We start from the raw sequence: 18,288 nt of genomic DNA, 5'->3' as shown, positions 1-18,288 counted from the left end.
CGATGCGGATATCAAAGACTATCGGACGTTTCCTGTCCCGATGCCTGGTCGTCCTGATCCGTCGCGTCGCCGAGATAATCGGCGCGGCCCACCGAGACGTATCGTTGAAAACCTGCCCGCCGCGCGTCACGCGAAGAATAGATGTTGCGCAGATCGGCCAGCGCCGGAAACGCCATCCGGCGCGCCAACCGCTTGAGATCCAGCGCGCGGAATTCGTTCCATTCAGTCAGAATCACCACTGCGTCGGCGTTCTGGGCCGCTTTGTAGGCGTCATCGAACCAGTGCACGCCCGGCAGGAGCTCGGACGCCTCGCGATGTCCCTGCGGATCGACGGCCCGAACGCGCGCGCCGGCCCCGATCAAAGCGGGAATCACGGTCAGCGAGGGCGCCTCGCGCATGTCGTCGGTGTTTGGCTTGAACGTGACGCCGAGCACGGCAATCGTTTTGCCGGCCAGCCTGCCGTCCAGCATGTCGGTGACCTTTTCGACCATGCGACGGCGCATCTCGGCGTTGACCTTGATCACGGTCTCGGTGATCTGCATCGGCAGTCCGTGCTCCTGGCCGATCCGGGCGAGCGCCTGGGTATCCTTGGGAAAGCAGGACCCGCCATAGCCCGGGCCCGCGTGCAGGAACTTGTTGCCGATCCGCCCGTCGAGACCCATGCCCTGGCTGACAAGCTTGACGTCGGCGCCGGTCCGTTCGCAAAGCGCGGCAATCTCGTTGATGAAGGTGATCTTGGTCGCCAGAAAGGCGTTGGCGGCATATTTGATCATCTCCGCGCTTTCCAGATCCGTGGTCAGGATCGGGAAGTCGCGCAGGTAGAGCGGCCGATAGATTTCGGCCATGACCTCGGCTGCGCGGTCGTTCTGGACACCGACAACGATGCGATCGGGGCGCATGAAATCGTCGATCGCCGCGCCCTCGCGCAGGAACTCCGGATTCGAGGCGACATCGAAGTCGGCCTGCGGATTGGCGCGGGCGATGACCTGCTTGACCTGCCGGTTGGTGCCGACCGGCACGGTGGATTTGGTGACGACCACCGCATAGCCGGTGAGCGCGCGGGCAATCTCTTCTGCCGCCGCCATCACATAGGTAAGATCGGCGTGCCCGTCGCCGCGTCGGGTCGGGGTGCCGACTGCGATAAAAACCGCCTCCGCGCCGTCAACGGCCGCAGCGAGGTCGTCGGTAAAGGACAGCCGGCCGGCCTCCACGTTCTTGGCCATCAAAGCGTCGAGACCGGGTTCGTAGATCGGCACTTCCCCGGCGCGCAACATCTCGACCTTCTTCGGATTCTTGTCGACGCAGATCACGTCATGTCCGAAGTCGGAGAAACAGACGCCCGACACCAGTCCGACGTAGCCTGTGCCCACCATTGCGATTTTCATAGTTCCGGCCCCGGTTCAGATTGCCTCGCGCAGCTTTCGGACGGCGCGCCGCCGCTGTCAACACGGGCCGGCCGGTCAGAGGTCTGCCAGGGCGCGGGCGATGTAAAAAGGTGGCATGAGCATACGGCGCAGCGGGCCGAGGGGGAAGCGAGCGAGCGGGGTGCGCATGACGGTCGGCACGCCATTTTCGCCTTGGATCAGCCTGGCGAGCAGGCTGCCGGACCAGCTGCCCATTGCCACCCCGTTGCCGTGATAGGCCATGCCGGCAAAGAGACCGGGGTGATCCGGAACCGGGCCCACGAAAGGTACGCGATTGCGGGCGAGGCAGACCATGCCGGACCAGGCAAAGGGCGACTCCACATGCGCCCATGCCGGAAACATCGCCTCGAAATCCCTCCGATTGCGCGCGCGCGCCCGGGCTTCTGCGACGGGGGAGGAGTGCAGCCCGCCGCGCATCCCGAAGAGGAAGCGGCGGTCGGGCATCAGGCGGAAGTAGTGCAACAGGCCGCGCGTGTCATAGCTGGCCTGCGCGCTGGTCCAACCCGCTGCGGCCAGTTCGGCATCGCTCAGCGGGCGCGTCACCAGAACGTTGGAGTGCGCGGGCACATAGCGAGCCGACAGCCAGTCTGGGAGGTCGTCGCTGGAGTAGCCATTGGTGGCGATGATCACCTGACGGGCGCGGACCCGGCCCACCGGCGTGGTCAGGTCGAAGCCGTCTTTCGCGCGGGACAGGGCGGTGACCGGGCTGCTGGCGCAGATGCGGGCCCCCGCGGTCCGGGCGGCGGCGGCCATGCCGAAGAGGTATTTGCGCGGGTTCAGGCCAAAGCCGACCGGGGTGGTCAACGCCCCGTGAAAGGGACCGGCGAGGCCCTGCGCGGCAAGATCCTTCGCCTCGGTCAGGATCGGTTCGCCTTCACCGTCGCGCACCATCTGTTCCGCGCGGCGACGAAATTTCTCCATGTCCTTCGGGCGATGCGCCAGTTGCGTCTCGCCCTTGGAATGCCGGTCGACGTCGATCTGCAGCCGGTCGATCAGCGCCTCGGCGAAATGCACGGCTCCGGCCTCGGCGCGCCAGTATTCGGCGGCGGCCGCGGCGCCGTAGGTCCGGGTCATTGCCGGCTCCTTGAGCATCGCTCCGCCGAGGCAGCAGAAGCCGCCGTTGCGGCCCGAGGCGCCGAAGCCGGGACTTTCGGCCTCGAGCACGAGGGCGCCGACCCCGGCCTCGGCCAGGTGAAGCGCGGCCGAGACACCGGTGAAACCGCCGCCGATGATTGCGACGTCGACATCGGTATCGCCGTCGAGGCGATCCCAGGCGGGCGCGGCGATGGTCTGATCCCACCAGCATCCATCGCGCGGCCCCGCGCCATAGGCATAAGTGCCGAAGATTCGTTTCATTGCGTGCGGGCCGCGGCCTGTTCGTCGCGCCGCTGGCGCACCATGTTCCGTTTGGACACCAGCGAGGCAGTGATCACGCCCACCGTGACGATGCCGATCATGATGGTCGACAGCGCGTTGATCTCGGGCGAGACGCCCAGGCGCACGGCCGAGAAGATCTTGATCGGCAGGGTCGTGGCCGACGGGCCGGTTGTGAAGGAGGCGATGACCAGATCGTCGAGCGAGAGGGTGAAGGCCAGCAGCCAGCCCGAGATGACGGCCGGCGCGATGATGGGCAGGGTCACCAGGCGGAAGGCCTCGGCGCGGGAGCAGCCGAGATCGAGGGCGGCCTCCTCCAGCGACTGGTCGAAAGTGGCGAGACGGGAGGAGACCACAACCGAGACATAGCACATGGTGAAAGTGGTATGGGCCAGCACGATGGTGGTCACGCCGCGGTCGAGACCGACGCCGATGAACAGGAGCAGGAGCGAGAGGCCGGTGATGACTTCGGGCATCACCAGCGGCGCATAGATCATGCCCGAGAACAGGGTGCGCCCCGGAAAGCGGCCGGCACGGATCAGGATATAGGCGGCCATGGTTCCAAGCACGGTCGCCAGAGTAGAGGAGGTTACAGCCACCTTGAGCGTGGTCCAGGCGGCCGACAGGAAGGCCTCGTTGCTCATCAACTCGCCATACCACTTGGTCGAGAATCCCGCCCAGACGGTCACCAGCTTGCTTTCGTTAAAGCTGTAAGTGACCAGGATGATCATCGGAATGTAGAGGAACGCAAAGCCCAGCGTCAGCGAGACCACGTTGAACCAGCTCAGCCGCATTATTGTTCAGCCTCCTGCTGCTTTTCCTGGTTGCGCTGGAACAGGACAATCGGAATGACGAGGATCAGCAGCAGGACCACGGCCACCGCCGAGGCCAGCGGCCAGTCGCGGTTGGAGCTGAATTCCTCCCACAGCACCTTGCCGATCATCAGCGTGCCCGAGCCACCCAACAGCGAGGGGATCACGAATTCGCCCAGGGCCGGGATGAAGACGAGGAAACAACCGGCGACGATGCCGTTGCGCGACAGCGGCACGGTTACCAGCCAGAAGGCGGTGAGGCGCGAGCAGCCCAGATCCTCGGCCGCCTCGATCAGCGAGCCGTCCATGCGGTCGAGCGCGGAGTAGATCGGCAGGACCATGAAGGGCAGGTAGGTGTAGATGATGCCGATATAGACGGCATAATTTGTGTTCAGAATGGTCAGCGGTTCGTTGATGACGCCGAGCCAGAGCAGGAACTGGTTCAGCAGCCCCTCGCGGCTGAGGATGCCCATCCAGGCGTAGACGCGGATCAGGAACGACGTCCAGAACGGCAGGATGATCAGCATCATCAGCGTCGCGCGCCATTCTTCGGGGGCGCGGGCCATGCCGTAGGCGATGGGATAGCCGATCAGCAGCGTCAGGAAGGTCGAGATGACGGCGATGACCAGACTGCCGACATAGGATTTCCAGTAAAGCGAGTCGGTGGTCAGGAAGACGAAGTTCTCGAAGTCGAGATCGCTCAGGAAGGCGCCGATGCCGGCGTCCCAGCTGAACTGAGGAACATAGGGCGGGATCGAGACCGCCACATCCGACAGCGAGATCTTCATCACGATGAAGAATGGGACGAGGAAGAACGCCAGCAGCCATCCGAACGGAATGGCGATGAGCAGGAACCTACGCATCTCGCGCCCCGCTCATCGGGCCAGCAGAACGCCGGCGGTGGCGGTCCAGGACAGCCAGACCGGGTCTTCCCAGGTGAAAGACCGCCGCGCAATGCGCCGCGTGTTGGCAGACTGCGCCTTGATGATGGTGCCGTTGGCCAGCTGCACGTGATAGGTCGAGATATTGCCCAGATAGGCAATGTCGTGAATTTTGCCCTGCACCGCGTTGTCGGCGGCTTCGGGCCGTTCCGCGGTGATCGTCACCTTTTCGGGCCGGATGGCCAGGAAACAGGTCTGGCCGGCGTCGAATGGCTGCGTGGTTGTCGCGAACAGCGGCGGTTGCCCCTCGGCCCAGTCCACACGCACCTGTCCCTCTTCCATCGGGGTGGCGCGGCCTTCGATGATGTTCACGCTGCCGATGAAGTCGGCCACGTAAACACTGTTCGGGGTCTCGTAGATGCGGTCCGGCGTGGCAACCTGGATGATCTGGCCCTCGTCCATCACCGCGATGCGGCTGGCGACGGTCATCGCCTCTTCCTGGTCGTGGGTCACGATGACGAAAGTCGTGCCGGTCTTTTCCTGGATGTCCATCAGCTCGAACTGGGTCGCCTCGCGCAGCTTGGCGTCCAGCGCGCCCAGCGGTTCGTCGAGCAGGAGGAGCCTCGGCGCCTTGGCCAGGCTGCGCGCCAGTGCGACACGCTGGCGTTGTCCGCCTGAGATCTGGTGCGGCTTGCGCTGGGCAAAGCGTTCAAGCCGGGTCAGCTTGAGCATCTGCTCGACCCGGGCGGCCAGCTTGTCCTTTTCCATCTTCTCGCGGCGCAGCCCGAAGGCGATGTTTTCCCAGACCGAAAGATGGGGGAACAGCGCATAGGACTGGAACATCATGTTCACGGCGCGCTTGTTCGGGGGAACCGGGACGATGTTCTGCCCGCCCAGTTCGATCTTGCCCGACGTCGGCGCCTCGAACCCTGCCAGCATGCGCATCATCGTGGTCTTGCCACAGCCCGAGGGGCCGAGCAGGGCAAAGAATTCGCGCGTGTAGATGTCGAGGGTGAGATTGTCGATGGCAACGAAATCGCCGAACTTCTTGGTGACATTCTCGAACCGGATCAACGGTTTTTCGTCAGGATCTTCCCAGGGAGCAAATACTTTGGCAGCCAAATCGAACCCTCGCGGCTAGTGGCGGAATCGGGCGGGTCCTGACGAACCCGCCCGCCGGGCGACGGGTCAGGTGCCCGACTTGACCTTGGTCCACAGACGGGTGGCGACCCGCTGAACCTTCGCGTCCCAGGGCGAGACGGTGTAGAGGTTCTTGACGGTCTCTTCCGACGGGTAGATCGCCGGATCGCCGATCACGTCCTCGGCCAGGAACTCCTGCGAGGCCTTGTTGCCGTTGGCGTAGTAGACATAGTTCGACGCGGCCGCCATGTTCTGGGCGTCCATCATGAAGTTCAGGAACTTGTGCGCGCCATCCGGGTTCGGGGCATCGGCGGGGATCGCCATCATGTCGAACCACATCAGCGCACCTTCCTTGGGCGCGTTATACGCGATCTCGACGCCGTTGTTGGCCTCGGAAGCGCGGTCGCGCGCCTGAAGCACGTCGCCCGACCAGCCGAAGGCCACGCAGATGTCGCCGTTGGCCAGCGCGTTGATGTATTCGGACGAGTGGAATTTCTGCACATAGGGGCGCACGGCCATCAGAACGGCCTCGGCCTTGCCGATGGTTTCTGCATCCTGCGCATCCGGGTTCTCGCCGATGTATTTCAGCGCGGCCGGAATCATCTCGGTCGGCGCATCAAGGAAATGCACGCCGCAGGAGGCCAGCTTTTCCATGTTCGCCGGATCGAAGACCAGTGCAAGGCTATCGATCGGAGCGTTTTCACCCAGAACCTCGGCCACCTTCTTGGTGTTGATGCCGATGCCGGTGGTGCCCCACATGTAGTTGATCGAATATTCGTTGCCGGGATCATACTGCGCGGTCCGCTCGGTGATCACGTCCCACATGTTGGTCATGTTCGGCAGCTTCGACTTGTCGAGCTTCTGGAAGGCGCCCGCCTGGATCTGGCGCTGCAGGAAGGTGCCGGTCGGCACCACCACGTCATAGCCCGATCCGCCGGCGAGCATCTTGGTTTCCAGAACCTCGTTGCTGTCGAAGACGTCATAGATCAGGTCGATCCCGGTTTCTTCCTGAAACTTGGTCAGCAGCTCTTCGTCGATGTAGTCCGACCAGTTGTAGACCCGGACTTCCTCGGCCGCGGCCATACCTGCGCTCAGCGCCAGTGCCGCAGCAAGCGGCAGAGTGTATCTGTGCATCTGTGTCTCCCGTGCAGACGCCGGTTGATCCCGGCTGCCGCTATATTTGATCAAGTTTTGCCTTCGCGGGCAATGACATGTATGTTTCCACGCGCGGATGTGCGACGCAAGGGACGTTGTTTCCCAAGGGAGGCCCATTTATGAGCGTGGTCAAAAATGTGGCACTGTCCCGGCCTCCGCAGGCGGGGCCTCTGCCGGTGCACGAACAGGTCTATCAGGATTTGCGCGCGCGGCTGCTGTTCGGCGAGATGGCGCCCGGCCAGGCGGTCACGATCAAGGGCCTGACCGAGGCGTTGAATGCAGGCATCACGCCCGTCCGCGAGGCGATCCGGCGGCTGATCTCGGACGGGGCGCTGGTGTTCAAGGACAACCGGCGCGTCAGCGTTCCCTCGCTCAGCCATGCCGATCTGGATCAGCTGGTTTTTGTAAGGAAATCAGTCGAATGTGAACTGGCGCGCCGGGCGGCGGGCCGGATTTCGCGGGGGGTGCTGGAGCGGTTGCGGCAGATCGACGGAGCCCTGGACGAGGCGATCTCGCGCGGCGACGTGCCGGCCTATCTGGCGCTGAACCACCGGTTTCACCAGACCCTCTACGATCAGGCCGGGGCGCCGATCCTGGCCGAACTGGCCAGCCGTCTCTGGCTGCGCTTCGGCCCCTCGCTGCGGGTCGTCTGCGGCCGCTTCGGGACCGAGAACCTGCCCGACCGTCACAAGGATCTGCTGGCCGCGCTGGAACGGGGCGACGAAGCGGCCGTCGTGACCGCGATGGCGCAGGATATCGAGCAGGGCATGGAACAGATGGCCGCGGTTCTGGACCGAAGCGGCTGATTCGATTGACACCCAGGAATTTGATCATATTCTGAGCGCATCCCCCGGACAGAGGAGTTTGCGCCATGACCACGATCACCAATCACCTGCCCACGGCCGAGCTTCAGCGGCTGGACGCGGCGCATCACATGCACCCTTTCACCACCGGCGACGCGCTGAACAAGAAGGGCGCGCGGGTGATCACCAAGGCCAAAGGCGTCTATCTGACCGACAGCGAGGGGATCGAGATCCTCGACGGGATGGCGGGCCTGTGGTGCGTCAACATCGGTTATGGCCGCGAAGAGATGGCCGAGGCGGCGGCGCGCCAGATCCGCGAACTGACCTATTACAACACCTTCTTCCAGACGACCCATGTGCCCGCCATCGCGCTGGCGGCCAAACTGGCCGAGCTGGCGCCCGGCGATCTGAACCACGTCTTCTTCGCCGGCTCCGGGTCCGAGGCGAATGACACCAACCTGCGGATGGTGCGCACGTACTGGGCGCAGAAGGGTCAACCCGAGCGGAACATCGTGATCGCGCGCAAGAACGGCTATCACGGCTCGACCATGGGCGGCGGCAGCCTGGGGGGTATGGCTCCGATCCATTCGCAGGGTGGTTTGCCGATCCCCAACATCCATCACATCGGCCAGCCGCACTGGTATGCCGAGGGCGGCGACATGAGCCCCGAGGATTTCGGCGTGATGCGCGCGCAGGAACTGGAACAGGCCATTCTGGATCATGGCCCCGAGCGCGTCGCGGCCTACATCGGCGAGGCGGTTCAGGGCGCAGGGGGCGTCATCATCCCGCCCTCGACCTACTGGCCGGAAATCCAGCGTATATGCAAGAAATACGACATCCTGCTGATCGTGGACGAGGTCATCACCGGCTTTGGCCGCACCGGCAACTGGTTCGCCTGCGAGACCTTCGGGATCACGCCGGACATCATCACCATCGCCAAGGGGCTGTCCTCGGGATACCAGCCGATCGGCGGGTCGATCGTCAGCGACCGGGTCGCGGATGTGATCAACGCCTGCGAGTTCAACCACGGCTATACTTATTCCGGCCATCCGGTTGCGGCCGCAGTTGCGCTGGAAAACCTGCGCATTCTCGAAGAGGAAAAGGTGCTCGACCACGTCCGCGACGTGGCAGCGCCTTATCTGAAAAAGAAGTGGGAGGCGCTGGCCGATCACCCGCTGGTCGGCGAGGCGAAGATCTGCGGCATGATGGGCTCCATTGCGCTGACACCCGACAAGACCAGCCGTGCCAAATTCGCCTCCGAAGAAGGCACCGTCGGCCTGATCTGCCGCGAGCGCTGTTTTGCCAACAGCCTCGTGATGCGCCATGTCGGCGACCGGATGATCATTTCGCCGCCGCTGGTCATCACCCCGGACGAGATCGACATCCTGATCGAACGGGCGACCAAATCGCTGGACGAATGCCTTGCGGCGGTCAAGGAGCAGGGTCTGTACAAGGCCGCCTGACGAAAGGCGGAAGCGTTTCCGCTTCCGCCCGCGCGATCACTGCGCGTTTTCGTGCATCGCGTCGCCCCAGGGCGTCATGATCTCGGTCGCGCCGCAGTTGCGCCCTCCTTCCCGCATCACGCCCGCCGGCACCGCGAAGGCATAGGGGTGCACCGTGCGCTTGGCCCGTTTCACCGGGCCAACCTTCGCCAGCGCCTCGGCGACCTCGGGCGGCAGATCCTCGTCCACCACTGTGCCGCTCGCTGCCGAGGCGTCGATGCGCGGGGTGTGAAAGGCGGTTTCCAGATCCATGCCGAAATCGGTGATGAAGCTGGTCAGGTTCGCCACCGCCGGCAGGATCTTCCGCCCGCCCGAAGCGCCGAGCGCGAACATGCGCCCGCCGGCCTGGCCCACGGTCGGGCAGATGTTCATGAGGCAGCGCTTGCCGGGCGCCAGCGAGTTCGGTTTGCCCGGTTCGGGGTCGAACCACATGATGCCGTTGTTCAGCAGCATCCCGGTCTGGGGCGAAACCACACTGCTGCCAAAGATCGACAGCAGGGTCTGCGTCACGTTCACCATGTTGCCGTGACGGTCGACCACCGAGAAGGTGGTGGTGCAGGCCGGGGCCTCGGGGCTTTCGCCAGTGTCGCCGCCCGTGGCCAGACGGTGCCGATAGGCATTGCCCAGCGCCCGGCCCAGCGCGGCGTAGCTCTCTGCCGAGGGCGCGTCGCCGGGTGTGAAGGCGGTTTCCATCTCCTTCAGCGTTGCCACCAGCTCGGCCCCGGCGGAAAGGCCGGAAGGCGCGTGGATCACCGCATCGCGATAACGAATCGTGCGGGGCTGGCTGGCCACCGCGCGATAGGCCGCCAGATCCTCGACCGTCAGCGAACCGCCCTTGGCCTGCACGTCCTCGGCCAGCATCCGCGCCACCTCGCCTTCATAGAAGTCGCGCGCGCCATGCTCGGCAAGGCGGCGCAGGGTGGCGGCATGGGTCTTCTGATCCAGATGCACATCCGTCAGGGCCGTCCATCCGGCGATATTGGGCCATTGCCCGTCGATCAGGAACAGGGCCGCCGCATCCGGATCCTTGGCCAGCTGCCGGGTGGCCGAGGCGATGATCAGCGAGGCATACCAATCGACCAGCATCCCTTCCTCGGCCAGCGCCACGGCCGGGGCGAGCAGATCGGCCCAGTCCACGGTGCCGTATTTCTGATGCGCCAGCTCCATGCCGGCAACGGTGCCCGGCACCGCCACGGCGGTCGCGCCATAGACGTTGCGGTCGTCCTTGACGCGGGTCCAGGGAAACAGGTCGCCGGCCTTGCCGCTGGGGTCCAGCGGATAGTCCTCGGTCTTCAGACCGGCCGGGGACCGCATCCCGAACTCGATGGTCTCGGCCCGCTCTTCGCCCGCGCGCCACAGGGTCATCATCCCGCCGCCCATCGGGCCCGACATCCAGGGCTCGACCACGCCGACGGCGAACGACGTGGCGATGGCGGCGTCGATGGCGTCGCCTCCGGCGGCCAGCACCGCCGCGCCCGCTTCTGCCGCCTTGCGGTGCTGCGAGGCGACGACGCCGCCATCGGTCCACAGCACTTCCTTGCGGATTTTCTGGGTCTTGGAGAAGTTGCTCATGTCCTGCCTTTCCTGTCTGTGCGCCGGTGACGCCTTGTTACCTTCTGCGCCGCCGCGCGCCAATTGTCAGCGCCAGACCGGCCAGTCCCGGGGCGAGGCCCGAGAGGATCAGCCCCGCGGCATAGCCATCCGTGGCGGCAATCACCCCCTGGATCAGCAGGGGGCAGATGACATAGCCCGAGAACAGCACGAAGGTGCCCGCGGCCGTGATCTCGCCCACGCGGCCCTCGGGCGCCGCCTCGGCCAGGCCGGTCAGGAAGACGCCATTCCACGAGACCACCGTGATCCCGGCCAGCGCGGCGAGCGCAAAGACCCAGGGGGCCGGGCTGCCGGGACCTATGGTGGCCAGCAACATCATCGTGCCAGCTGAGAGGAAACAGAGCATCGACAGCGCCTTTGCCGTGTCGCCGATGCGGTCCGAGAGCCAGCCCATCATCACGCGCCCGGCGACGCCCAGACCCTGCAACAGCGCGAACCCCGCGCCGGCGGCCGCCAGCGACCAGCCGGCGTGATCGGACAGAAACACCGGGAAATAGCCCATCACGATGCCCTGCGCGATCCCGAGGCAGAAGCCTGCCGCCGTGATCAGCCGCAGCTGCGGCGAGCGCAGCAGAAGGGCGATCAGGCGCACCGGCGCGGTCAGAAGCCCGCCAAGGGTGATCGGCGCGCGAAGCGGCGGGGCGACGTCCACCGGGCCTTTCATCAGCCCGAGCGCCAGGGCGGAACCCAGTGCCAGCAGCGCGGCGGTGACCAGCGTCGCGGTCAGGCTGTCGGTCGCCACCACGATGGCCGGCAACAGCAGCCCGGCGGCCAGCCCGCCCAGCGGCACGCCGGCCTGCTTGATCGAGAAGATCGTCGCACGCCGGTGCCTCGGCGTGACCTTCATCAGCAGGTCCGATCCCGCCGGGGTCGACGGCCCATAGCCCAGCCCGATCACGAAGGCCGCCAGCAACATCCCTTCCCAGCGCCCCGTGGCGCAGAAGACCAGCGCGACCGAGGCCAGCGCACAGCCAAGCTGGAGTTGTCGGAGCGACGGCAGGAACGACAGCAGCGCCGGCCCCCAGAGGAAGAACAGCATCGAGCCGAAAGAGGTGGCCGACGAAAGCTGCCCCACCGCCTCGGGCGGCATTCCGCTGGCCTCGGTCAGCGGCATCCCCAGCAAAGGCAGCGTCCGAGTCATCAGCGCCAGCACCGCCTGCACCAGCGTGACGGTGGTCACCAGCGGAACCCAGCCGGGCGTTGCGGCACTGCGGACGTCTGTCATCTTTCGGGCCTTTCGCGGGTGCCTTCGGGGGTCAGCTCAGATCACCCATTGAAAGCCGTCGATCTTGATATCCTGCCCGGTGACGAAACAGGGCTCGGACATGCAGAGAAAGGCAACCACCTGCGCGACATCGGCCGGCGTGCCGGTGCGGCCCATCGCGATGCCCTTGACCAGGTCGGGCTTTCGCGCGCGGATCAGGTCGTTCGAGCGTTCGGTCTCGATCACACCGGGGCAGACGGCATTGACCAGCACATGCGGCGCCATCTCCTTGGCCAGCGCGCGGGTCATGCCCAGCAGACCGGCCTTCGCGGTGGTGTAGGAAAACTTGGAAACCGCCGATGTGACGCCGCCGGTATAGGCATTCAGCGACGACATCATGACGATGCGCCCGGCCTCGGCCTTCATCATCCCCGGCGCCACCGCATGGGTCCAGTTGAAGGCGCCCTTGAGGTTGATGGCGATGGTGCGGTCAAAGCTCTCTTCGGTGATTTCGCAAATGCCGGTGGAGTTGGACTTGCCCGCGTTGTTCACCAGCACGTCCACCGGGCCGGTCTCGGCCTCGACCTCGGCCACGATCTGATGGGCGCGGGCAAAGTCGGCGACATCGGCCTCGAAGGTACGGCAGGTCCGGCCCATCGCCTCGATCTCGGCCTTGGTGTTCGCCAGATCCTCGGGGATCAGGTCGACTAGGACGATGTTGCAGCCCTGCCGGGCCAGTTCATGGGCGCAGCCGCGGCCGATGCCGCGCCCTCCGCCGGTGACGATCGCTGTCTTGGTCATGCGTTCTGTACTTCCTTGGTCGAGGGTTTGGGCGGAAAGACGTCGCCCGCGAAATGACAGGCGACCGATCGCGCGCCGACCATCCGGTCGGGCGGATCCTCCTGGCGGCAGATCGGCTGCACATGCGGGCAGCGGCCCTGGAACCGGCAGCCGGGCGGCAGCTTGGCGGCATCCGCCGGCTCGCCTTCCAGCCAGAAATTCTCGGTCACGCGGGGGCCGTTGACGCGCGGAATGGCGGCAAGAAGGGACTGGGTATAGGGGTGCTTGGGGTGTTCCATCAGCTCTTCCACCGGTCCCATCTCGACGATCCGGCCCAGATACATGACCGCCACACGGTGGCACATCAGACGGACGACGGAAAGGTCGTGCGAGATGAAGATATAGGTCAGGTCGAACGTATCGCGCAGTTCGCGGAACAGCCGCAGGACCGTGGCCTGCACCGACACGTCCAGCCCGGCGGTTGGTTCGTCCAGGATCACCACCTCGGGGTTCAGCATCAGGATGCGGGCCAGACCCACCCGACGCTGCTGACCGCCCGAGATCTCGTGCGGGAACAGATCGGCATGGCCGGCGGGCAGACCCACGGCGCTGAGGATCTCGCGCACCTTCTCCAGCCGTTCGCGGCGTGGCAGGTCGGTGTGGATGATCAGCGGTTCTTCCAGCGACTTGCCGATCTTCCAGCGCGGATCGAGCGAGGCGCCCGGATCCTGATAGGCATATTGCAGCCGCCGGCGCAGGGCGCGCGCCTCGCGCGGGGTGCGGCCGGCAATCTCGGTGCCTTCGAACAGGATCGAACCGGAGTTCGGCGCCTGAATGCCCATCAGCGTCTTGCCGAGCGTGGACTTGCCACAGCCGGATTCCCCGACAAGCCCCAGGATTTCGCCCTGCGCCAGATCGAAACTGACTCCGTCCAGCGCCCGGATCTCGCCCAGCTTTCGGGCAAAGGGGCCGCGGATCGGAAAGCGGACCGTCAGGTCGGATACGGACAGGATCGGGGTCTCGGTCATCCCTGGGCCTCCTTCTGAACGGGTGCGGCGGTCTCGAACAAGGGATGCACGCAGCGCACCACATGTCCCGGTCCCGCGACATTCGCAGGCGGCCGGGTGCGGCAGCCCTCGGTCGCGCGCTCGCAGCGGGTCTGAAACCGGCAGCCCGGCGGCGGCGCATAGAAGCTCGGCAGCTCGCCAGGGATTCCGGTCATCCCGCCACCGCCTTCGGGCAGCGAGGCCAGAAGCTTGGCGGTGTAGGGATGTGTGGGACGATTGAAGAACTCGGCCACCGGCGCGGCCTCCACATCCTGACCGGCATACATGACGGTGATCCGGTCGCAGATCTCGTAGGCCGAGCCGAGGTCGTGGGTGGTCAGGATCACGGCGACATCGCGGTCGCTGGCCAGCTTGCGCAGAAGGCCAAGGATCTGCGCCTGAATCGTCACGTCCAGCGCGGTGGTCGGTTCGTCGGCGATGATCAGGTCCGGCTCGGGCAGAAGTGCCATCGCAATCATCAGGCGCTGCCGCTGCCCGCCGGACACCTCGTGCGGATACTTCCGCAGCAGCTGGTCGGGCCGGGGCAGCTGGACCAGATTCAGCATCTCCATCACCTTCTCGCGGTCGATCCGGCGACGCGCGCGCGGATAGGGCGTCAGCAAAGCAGGCGCGCGGCTCGATCCTGCCGCGCGGCGCGGCGACTTCCACTTCATCAACTCGTCGATCTGCTGGCCGATGGTGAAGACCGGGTTAAGCGAGGTGAAGGGATCCTGCGGAATGAAGGTCACGCGGCGACCGCGCACCGACTCCTGCGCCTCGGCGCTGTCGGGCGAGAGCATGTCGACCCCGCCAAAATCGATGCGCCCGCCCCGGATTTCCAGCGAATGGCGCGGCAGCACACCCAGGATGGCCCGGGCGAGCGTGGTCTTTCCGCAGCCGGATTCGCCGACCAGCCCCATGATCTCGCCGCCCCGCACGGTCATGTTGGCGCCGTCCAGGATATGGGCGAAGCCGCCATCGCCGCGGAACCCGAGCGACAGGCCCTCGACGGTGAGAAGTGCGTCGGCCATCAGTTTCCCTTTCTCAGTTTGGGATCCAGGATGTCGCGCAGCCCGTCGCCCAGAAGGTTGAAGCCCATGACGACAAGGAAGATTGCCAGGCCGGGCGCGGCGGCATACCACCAGGCCTCGGGCAGGAATTCCCGCGCTTCCGAGATGGTGCGGCCCCATTCCGGTGTCGGAGGCGGCGCCCCAAGGCCGAGAAAGCCCAGGGCGGCGGCGGTGAGGATCGTGGCGCCCATGCCGATGGAGGTCCGCACGATGATCGCCGAGGCGGTGTTGGGCAGGATGTGCAGCACCATCACCCGGAAATCCGACGCCCCCAGCGCCTGAGCCGCCTCGACGAATGTCTGAGCCTTCAGCGACTTGGTTTCGGCATAGACCAGCCGGGCCCAGAACGGCCAGTAGGTCAGCGACAGCGCCAGGATCACGTTTTCGACCGAGGGGCCCAGCGTCTGGGCGATGGCGATGGCCAGGACGATCTGCGGCACCGCCAGGAAAACGTCCGAGGTGCGCATCAGGAACCCGCCCGGGAAGCCGCCGTAATAGCCGGCCAAAAGTCCGATGGGCACGCCTATGGCAACCGACACGCCCACCGCGATGACCGCAATCGAAATAGTGATCCGTGCCCCGAACAGGATGCGCGAGAAGACGTCCGATCCCATCCGGTCGGTGCCGAACAGATGCTCGGCCGAGGGCGGCTGCAGACGGTTGGTCAGGTGGAAGGAATTCACATCCTCGGGATAGGGCGCGAGCCAGGGGGCCAGGATGGCCACCAGGATCAGCCCCAGGATAATCGCGGCGCCAAGCGTTGCGGCCCGGTCTGCCAGAAGCCGTTTCAAAGCGGTCATTTCAGGGTCCTCGGGTCGATGAAGGTGTGCAGGATGTCGACAAGGAGGTTCACGCCGATGAAGACGACGCCGACGATGATCGAAAAGCCCAGGATGGCGCGGGTGTCCGATTGCAGGATCGACTGCACCGCATAGGTGCCGAGCCCCGGCCAGTCGAACACCGCCTCGACAACCACTGCCCCGGCGAAAAGGGTGCCGAAGATCAGGCCGATCTGCGTCACGGTCGAGATCAGTGCGTTGCGCAGCACGTATTTCCAGATGATGACCGCCGAGGGCATCCCCATAGCGCGTTCATAGAGCACGAAATTCGAGTTGATCACCTCCAGCACGCCGGCGCGGGTGAAGCGCACCAGCGTCGCGGCGGCCGGCAGCGCCAGCGTGATGGCGGGCAGCAGCATATGGTGCATCGCGTCCCACAGCGAGGCCCAGTCACCGGTCAGAACCGAGTCGAGCACGTAGAACCCGGTGATGTCCTCGGGGCCCCAACCGGCGATCCGGCCATTCAGGGGCGTCCATCCCAGCCGGGTGGAGAAATACATCTGCAACTCCATCGCCAGCCAGAAACTTGCGACGGCAAGGCCCGAAACGGACAGCAGGCGCAGGACCTGGTCGATCAGCGAGTTGCGCTTGACCGCGGAAATCACGCCCAGCGGCACGCCGAGTCCGATGGCGATGATCATGGCCGCAATGGTCAGCTCCAGCGTCGCGGGCAGGCGGTGCAACAGGTCGTCGGAAATCGCCCGCTGGGTATACAGACTCTTGCCCAGGTCGCCGGTCGCAAGATCGGCCACATAGCGCCCGAACTGGATATGCAGCGGCTGGTCGAGCCCCATCTCGGCCCGCAGCGCCACGACCTGGGATTCGGTCGCGTTCTCGCCCGCGATGATCCGTGCCGGATCGGTCGGGATCACGTTCGAGATGAAGAACACCACGAAGACGAGGCCGAACAGGGTAGGGATGAACCAGACGAGGCGGGAAAGGATGATCTCCAGTCGTCGCATGGGCGGCCTCCGATAGGGCTTGGGATGGTCGTGCCGGGAAAAAGGGCGCCGCTGCCGTCAGGCGGGCAGCGGCGCCCGGGGAGGATCAGTCCTCGATATAGGCCCAGCGCATGTCCTGGCCGTTGCCGACCGGGCAGAAGCGGACGTTCTTCAGCTTGGACGCATAGGGGCCATACCACTTGGTGTTGTAGATCCAGACGCCGGCGGCATCGTTGTAGACCTGCGTGGTGGCCTCTTCATACAGCTTCGCGCGTTCGGCCTGATCGGTGATGATCAGCGCCTTCTCCAGCATCGCGTCGACCTCGGCGTTATGATAATCCGACACGTTGCGCGTCGGCGCATAACGCGACCCATACTGCTCGCCGATCCAGTTGTTGGGGTCGGCATAATAGGTCGACTTCCAGTAAGGCACCATGTCCGGCATGGTTTCCGGGTTCTGCATGTTCGAGTTGATCACCGGCCAGGGCGAGCTTTCGATCTCGACGTTGATGCCCAGCTGGGCAAGCCCGTTCTGCATCAGCGCGGCGGCCTGCTCGGTCTCCGAGAAACCGGCCAGCGTGCCGATCTTCAGCGTGCGGATTTCTTCGCCATGCTCGGCCTTGTAGGCGTCGAGGTATTCCTTCGCCTTGGCCAGGTCGAACGTATACCCCGGAACCTTGGGCGCACCCCAGAGGTTGCCCGGCACGATGGTCGGGTTGCGGGCAACGGTGCCCTTCATGATCTCGTTGATATAGCCGTCGTAATCGAAGGCATGGGTCAGGACCATGCGGAAGTTCTTGTCGTCCATCGGGGCGCGGCCGTTGTGCACCGCGAAGTGGAAGACGCGCATCGACTCTTCTTCGAGGATCTGCACGTTCGGATCCTCGCGCAGCCGTTCCACCTGGTCGGGTGCGAGATAGCCGTCGAGACCCTGGTAATCGCCCCGCATCAGGCCCTGGATCCGGGTGTTGGTTTCCAGAACGGTGCGGAATTCGATCTCGTCGAGATACTTCTCGCCCCAGCCGGCGAAATGCTCGGCAAAGCGTTCGCCGATGAACCCGCGCGCAGGGTCATAGCGCTGCAGCATGTAGGATCCGGACCCGGCCACATGGTCGATCAGGTATCCCTGACCCATGTCGTCGTCCTTGGTGTTCGCCGCGACCAGCGCCGAGTTCACCACCAGAATGTCCGGCACCAGAGCGGCAAAGATTGCCGAGGGTTCCTTGAGCGTGAAGGCCACGGTGTAATCGTCCACCGCCACGGTATTGCCCGGGTCGATCATCGGCAGGAACAGCGAACCCGCGCCCTTCTTCAGGCCCAGCATCCGTTCGAAGGAATAGACCACATCCTTGGCGGTCATCTTGGTGCCGTCGTGGAAGGTCACGTCGTCGCGCAGGTTGAAGGTCCAGGTCTTGCCGTCTTCCGAGACGGTATGGTCCTTCGCCAGCCAGGGGATCAGCTGCGGCGGATTGTCGACCCAGCGATACAGCCCGTCATAGAAGTTGAGCCGGGACGCCACGCGGGCCACGTCGCGCACCGTATGCGGATCGAGCGTGTCATAGGCCGAGTTGTTGGCATGGACATATCTGTCCTTGGCGATGCCGAAAGTAGGAGCAGCGAAGGCCAGGGCGGCGCAGACTGCCAGGATGGTCCTTTTCATGGATCTTCCTCTCTATTGGGTTTCGTGGTGACGTCTCTTCTTGTGT

At 65.1% G+C, this 18,288-nt stretch carries 16 protein-coding genes; 2 read left to right on the top strand and 14 right to left on the bottom strand.

Going from position 1 to position 18,288, the window contains the following annotated elements; all coding sequences use genetic code 11:
* Window positions 1-11: 11 nt before the first annotated feature.
* The 6 genes from ACFO5X_RS05520 to ACFO5X_RS05495 form a co-directional block, all read right to left on the bottom strand.
* A complete protein-coding gene (locus tag ACFO5X_RS05520) occupies window positions 12-1,385 on the bottom strand; it encodes a UDP-glucose dehydrogenase family protein (protein WP_380716241.1) in 1,374 nt (457 codons plus the stop codon).
* A 75-nt stretch (window positions 1,386-1,460) separates the two neighbouring features.
* Window positions 1,461-2,780: an NAD(P)/FAD-dependent oxidoreductase gene (locus tag ACFO5X_RS05515; protein WP_380716240.1), complete on the bottom strand. Its 1,320-nt coding sequence runs from the start codon at window positions 2,778-2,780 to the stop codon at window positions 1,461-1,463.
* Entirely contained in the window at window positions 2,777-3,595 is an 819-nt protein-coding gene (locus ACFO5X_RS05510) for an ABC transporter permease (RefSeq protein WP_380716378.1), read from the bottom strand. The genes ACFO5X_RS05515 and ACFO5X_RS05510 overlap by 4 nt, the downstream gene beginning before the upstream one ends.
* Window positions 3,592-4,473 carry an ABC transporter permease subunit gene (locus tag ACFO5X_RS05505; protein WP_380716239.1) on the bottom strand — a complete coding sequence of 294 codons (882 nt, stop codon included), beginning with the start codon at window positions 4,471-4,473 and terminating at the stop codon, window positions 3,592-3,594. Before ACFO5X_RS05505 ends, ACFO5X_RS05510 begins: the two co-directional genes overlap by 4 nt.
* A gap of 12 nt (window positions 4,474-4,485) precedes the next feature.
* Window positions 4,486-5,613 (bottom strand): ABC transporter ATP-binding protein, encoded by a 1,128-nt coding sequence (locus ACFO5X_RS05500; RefSeq protein WP_380716238.1) that lies wholly within the window; start codon window positions 5,611-5,613, stop codon window positions 4,486-4,488.
* 66 nt (window positions 5,614-5,679) lie between these two features.
* On the bottom strand, window positions 5,680-6,765 hold the full coding sequence (locus ACFO5X_RS05495) for a polyamine ABC transporter substrate-binding protein (RefSeq protein ID WP_380716237.1): 1,086 nt from the start codon (window positions 6,763-6,765) through the stop codon (window positions 5,680-5,682).
* 140 nt (window positions 6,766-6,905) lie between these two features.
* On the opposite strand from ACFO5X_RS05495, the gene ACFO5X_RS05490 reads away from it, so the two are divergent.
* Together ACFO5X_RS05490 and ACFO5X_RS05485 are read left to right on the top strand one after the other, a co-directional pair.
* Window positions 6,906-7,592: a GntR family transcriptional regulator gene (locus ACFO5X_RS05490; protein ID WP_380716236.1), complete on the top strand. Its 687-nt coding sequence runs from the start codon at window positions 6,906-6,908 to the stop codon at window positions 7,590-7,592.
* A 65-nt stretch (window positions 7,593-7,657) separates the two neighbouring features.
* On the top strand, window positions 7,658-9,052 hold the full coding sequence (locus ACFO5X_RS05485; RefSeq protein ID WP_380716235.1) for an aspartate aminotransferase family protein: 1,395 nt from the start codon (window positions 7,658-7,660) through the stop codon (window positions 9,050-9,052).
* A 36-nt stretch (window positions 9,053-9,088) separates the two neighbouring features.
* Here the strand turns inward: ACFO5X_RS05485 and ACFO5X_RS05480 are convergent, their stop codons facing one another.
* From ACFO5X_RS05480 to ACFO5X_RS05445, 8 genes are all read right to left on the bottom strand, one after another.
* On the bottom strand, window positions 9,089-10,663 hold the full coding sequence (locus tag ACFO5X_RS05480; protein ID WP_380716234.1) for a gamma-glutamyltransferase: 1,575 nt from the start codon (window positions 10,661-10,663) through the stop codon (window positions 9,089-9,091).
* 37 nt (window positions 10,664-10,700) lie between these two features.
* A complete protein-coding gene (locus tag ACFO5X_RS05475) occupies window positions 10,701-11,927 on the bottom strand; it encodes an MFS transporter (protein ID WP_380716233.1) in 1,227 nt (408 codons plus the stop codon).
* 36 nt (window positions 11,928-11,963) lie between these two features.
* Window positions 11,964-12,707: an SDR family NAD(P)-dependent oxidoreductase gene (locus tag ACFO5X_RS05470; RefSeq protein WP_380716232.1), complete on the bottom strand. Its 744-nt coding sequence runs from the start codon at window positions 12,705-12,707 to the stop codon at window positions 11,964-11,966.
* Window positions 12,704-13,714 (bottom strand): ABC transporter ATP-binding protein, encoded by a 1,011-nt coding sequence (locus ACFO5X_RS05465; RefSeq protein WP_380716231.1) that lies wholly within the window; start codon window positions 13,712-13,714, stop codon window positions 12,704-12,706. The genes ACFO5X_RS05470 and ACFO5X_RS05465 overlap by 4 nt, the downstream gene beginning before the upstream one ends.
* Window positions 13,711-14,763 (bottom strand): ABC transporter ATP-binding protein, encoded by a 1,053-nt coding sequence (locus ACFO5X_RS05460; protein ID WP_380716230.1) that lies wholly within the window; start codon window positions 14,761-14,763, stop codon window positions 13,711-13,713. The genes ACFO5X_RS05465 and ACFO5X_RS05460 overlap by 4 nt, the downstream gene beginning before the upstream one ends.
* Window positions 14,763-15,602 (bottom strand): ABC transporter permease, encoded by an 840-nt coding sequence (locus ACFO5X_RS05455; RefSeq protein ID WP_380716228.1) that lies wholly within the window; start codon window positions 15,600-15,602, stop codon window positions 14,763-14,765. Before ACFO5X_RS05455 ends, ACFO5X_RS05460 begins: the two co-directional genes overlap by 1 nt.
* The gene (locus ACFO5X_RS05450) at window positions 15,599-16,603 is read right to left on the bottom strand and encodes an ABC transporter permease (RefSeq protein ID WP_380716227.1); all 1,005 of its coding nucleotides are present in this window, start codon (window positions 16,601-16,603) and stop codon (window positions 15,599-15,601) included. Before ACFO5X_RS05450 ends, ACFO5X_RS05455 begins: the two co-directional genes overlap by 4 nt.
* A gap of 85 nt (window positions 16,604-16,688) precedes the next feature.
* A complete protein-coding gene (locus tag ACFO5X_RS05445) occupies window positions 16,689-18,242 on the bottom strand; it encodes an ABC transporter substrate-binding protein (protein WP_380716226.1) in 1,554 nt (517 codons plus the stop codon).
* Window positions 18,243-18,288: the final 46 nt, after the last annotated feature.

This window comes from Seohaeicola nanhaiensis, from assembly GCF_042654245.1.
Taxonomy (GTDB): Bacteria; Pseudomonadota; Alphaproteobacteria; order Rhodobacterales; family Rhodobacteraceae; genus Seohaeicola_A; species Seohaeicola_A nanhaiensis.
Note: the sequence above shows the minus strand (reverse complement) of the source record. Positions and strands in the feature narration are given on the sequence as shown.

What these genes read in the sequence shown, in the direction of transcription:
- ACFO5X_RS05465 (WP_380716231.1), bottom strand. Translation starts at nt 13,714, where the DNA reads ATGACCGAGACCCCGATCCTGTCCGTATCCGACCTGACGGTCCGCTTT.
- ACFO5X_RS05515 (WP_380716240.1), bottom strand. Translation starts at nt 2,780, where the DNA reads ATGAAACGAATCTTCGGCACTTATGCCTATGGCGCGGGGCCGCGCGAT.
- ACFO5X_RS05475 (WP_380716233.1), bottom strand. Translation starts at nt 11,927, where the DNA reads ATGACAGACGTCCGCAGTGCCGCAACGCCCGGCTGGGTTCCGCTGGTG.
- ACFO5X_RS05470 (WP_380716232.1), bottom strand. Translation starts at nt 12,707, where the DNA reads ATGACCAAGACAGCGATCGTCACCGGCGGAGGGCGCGGCATCGGCCGC.
- ACFO5X_RS05490 (WP_380716236.1), top strand. Translation starts at nt 6,906, where the DNA reads ATGAGCGTGGTCAAAAATGTGGCACTGTCCCGGCCTCCGCAGGCGGGG.
- ACFO5X_RS05485 (WP_380716235.1), top strand. Translation starts at nt 7,658, where the DNA reads ATGACCACGATCACCAATCACCTGCCCACGGCCGAGCTTCAGCGGCTG.
- ACFO5X_RS05520 (WP_380716241.1), bottom strand. Translation starts at nt 1,385, where the DNA reads ATGAAAATCGCAATGGTGGGCACAGGCTACGTCGGACTGGTGTCGGGC.
- ACFO5X_RS05480 (WP_380716234.1), bottom strand. Translation starts at nt 10,663, where the DNA reads ATGAGCAACTTCTCCAAGACCCAGAAAATCCGCAAGGAAGTGCTGTGG.
- ACFO5X_RS05455 (WP_380716228.1), bottom strand. Translation starts at nt 15,602, where the DNA reads ATGACCGCTTTGAAACGGCTTCTGGCAGACCGGGCCGCAACGCTTGGC.
- ACFO5X_RS05450 (WP_380716227.1), bottom strand. Translation starts at nt 16,603, where the DNA reads ATGCGACGACTGGAGATCATCCTTTCCCGCCTCGTCTGGTTCATCCCT.
- ACFO5X_RS05505 (WP_380716239.1), bottom strand. Translation starts at nt 4,473, where the DNA reads ATGCGTAGGTTCCTGCTCATCGCCATTCCGTTCGGATGGCTGCTGGCG.
- ACFO5X_RS05445 (WP_380716226.1), bottom strand. Translation starts at nt 18,242, where the DNA reads ATGAAAAGGACCATCCTGGCAGTCTGCGCCGCCCTGGCCTTCGCTGCT.
- ACFO5X_RS05460 (WP_380716230.1), bottom strand. Translation starts at nt 14,763, where the DNA reads ATGGCCGACGCACTTCTCACCGTCGAGGGCCTGTCGCTCGGGTTCCGC.
- ACFO5X_RS05495 (WP_380716237.1), bottom strand. Translation starts at nt 6,765, where the DNA reads ATGCACAGATACACTCTGCCGCTTGCTGCGGCACTGGCGCTGAGCGCA.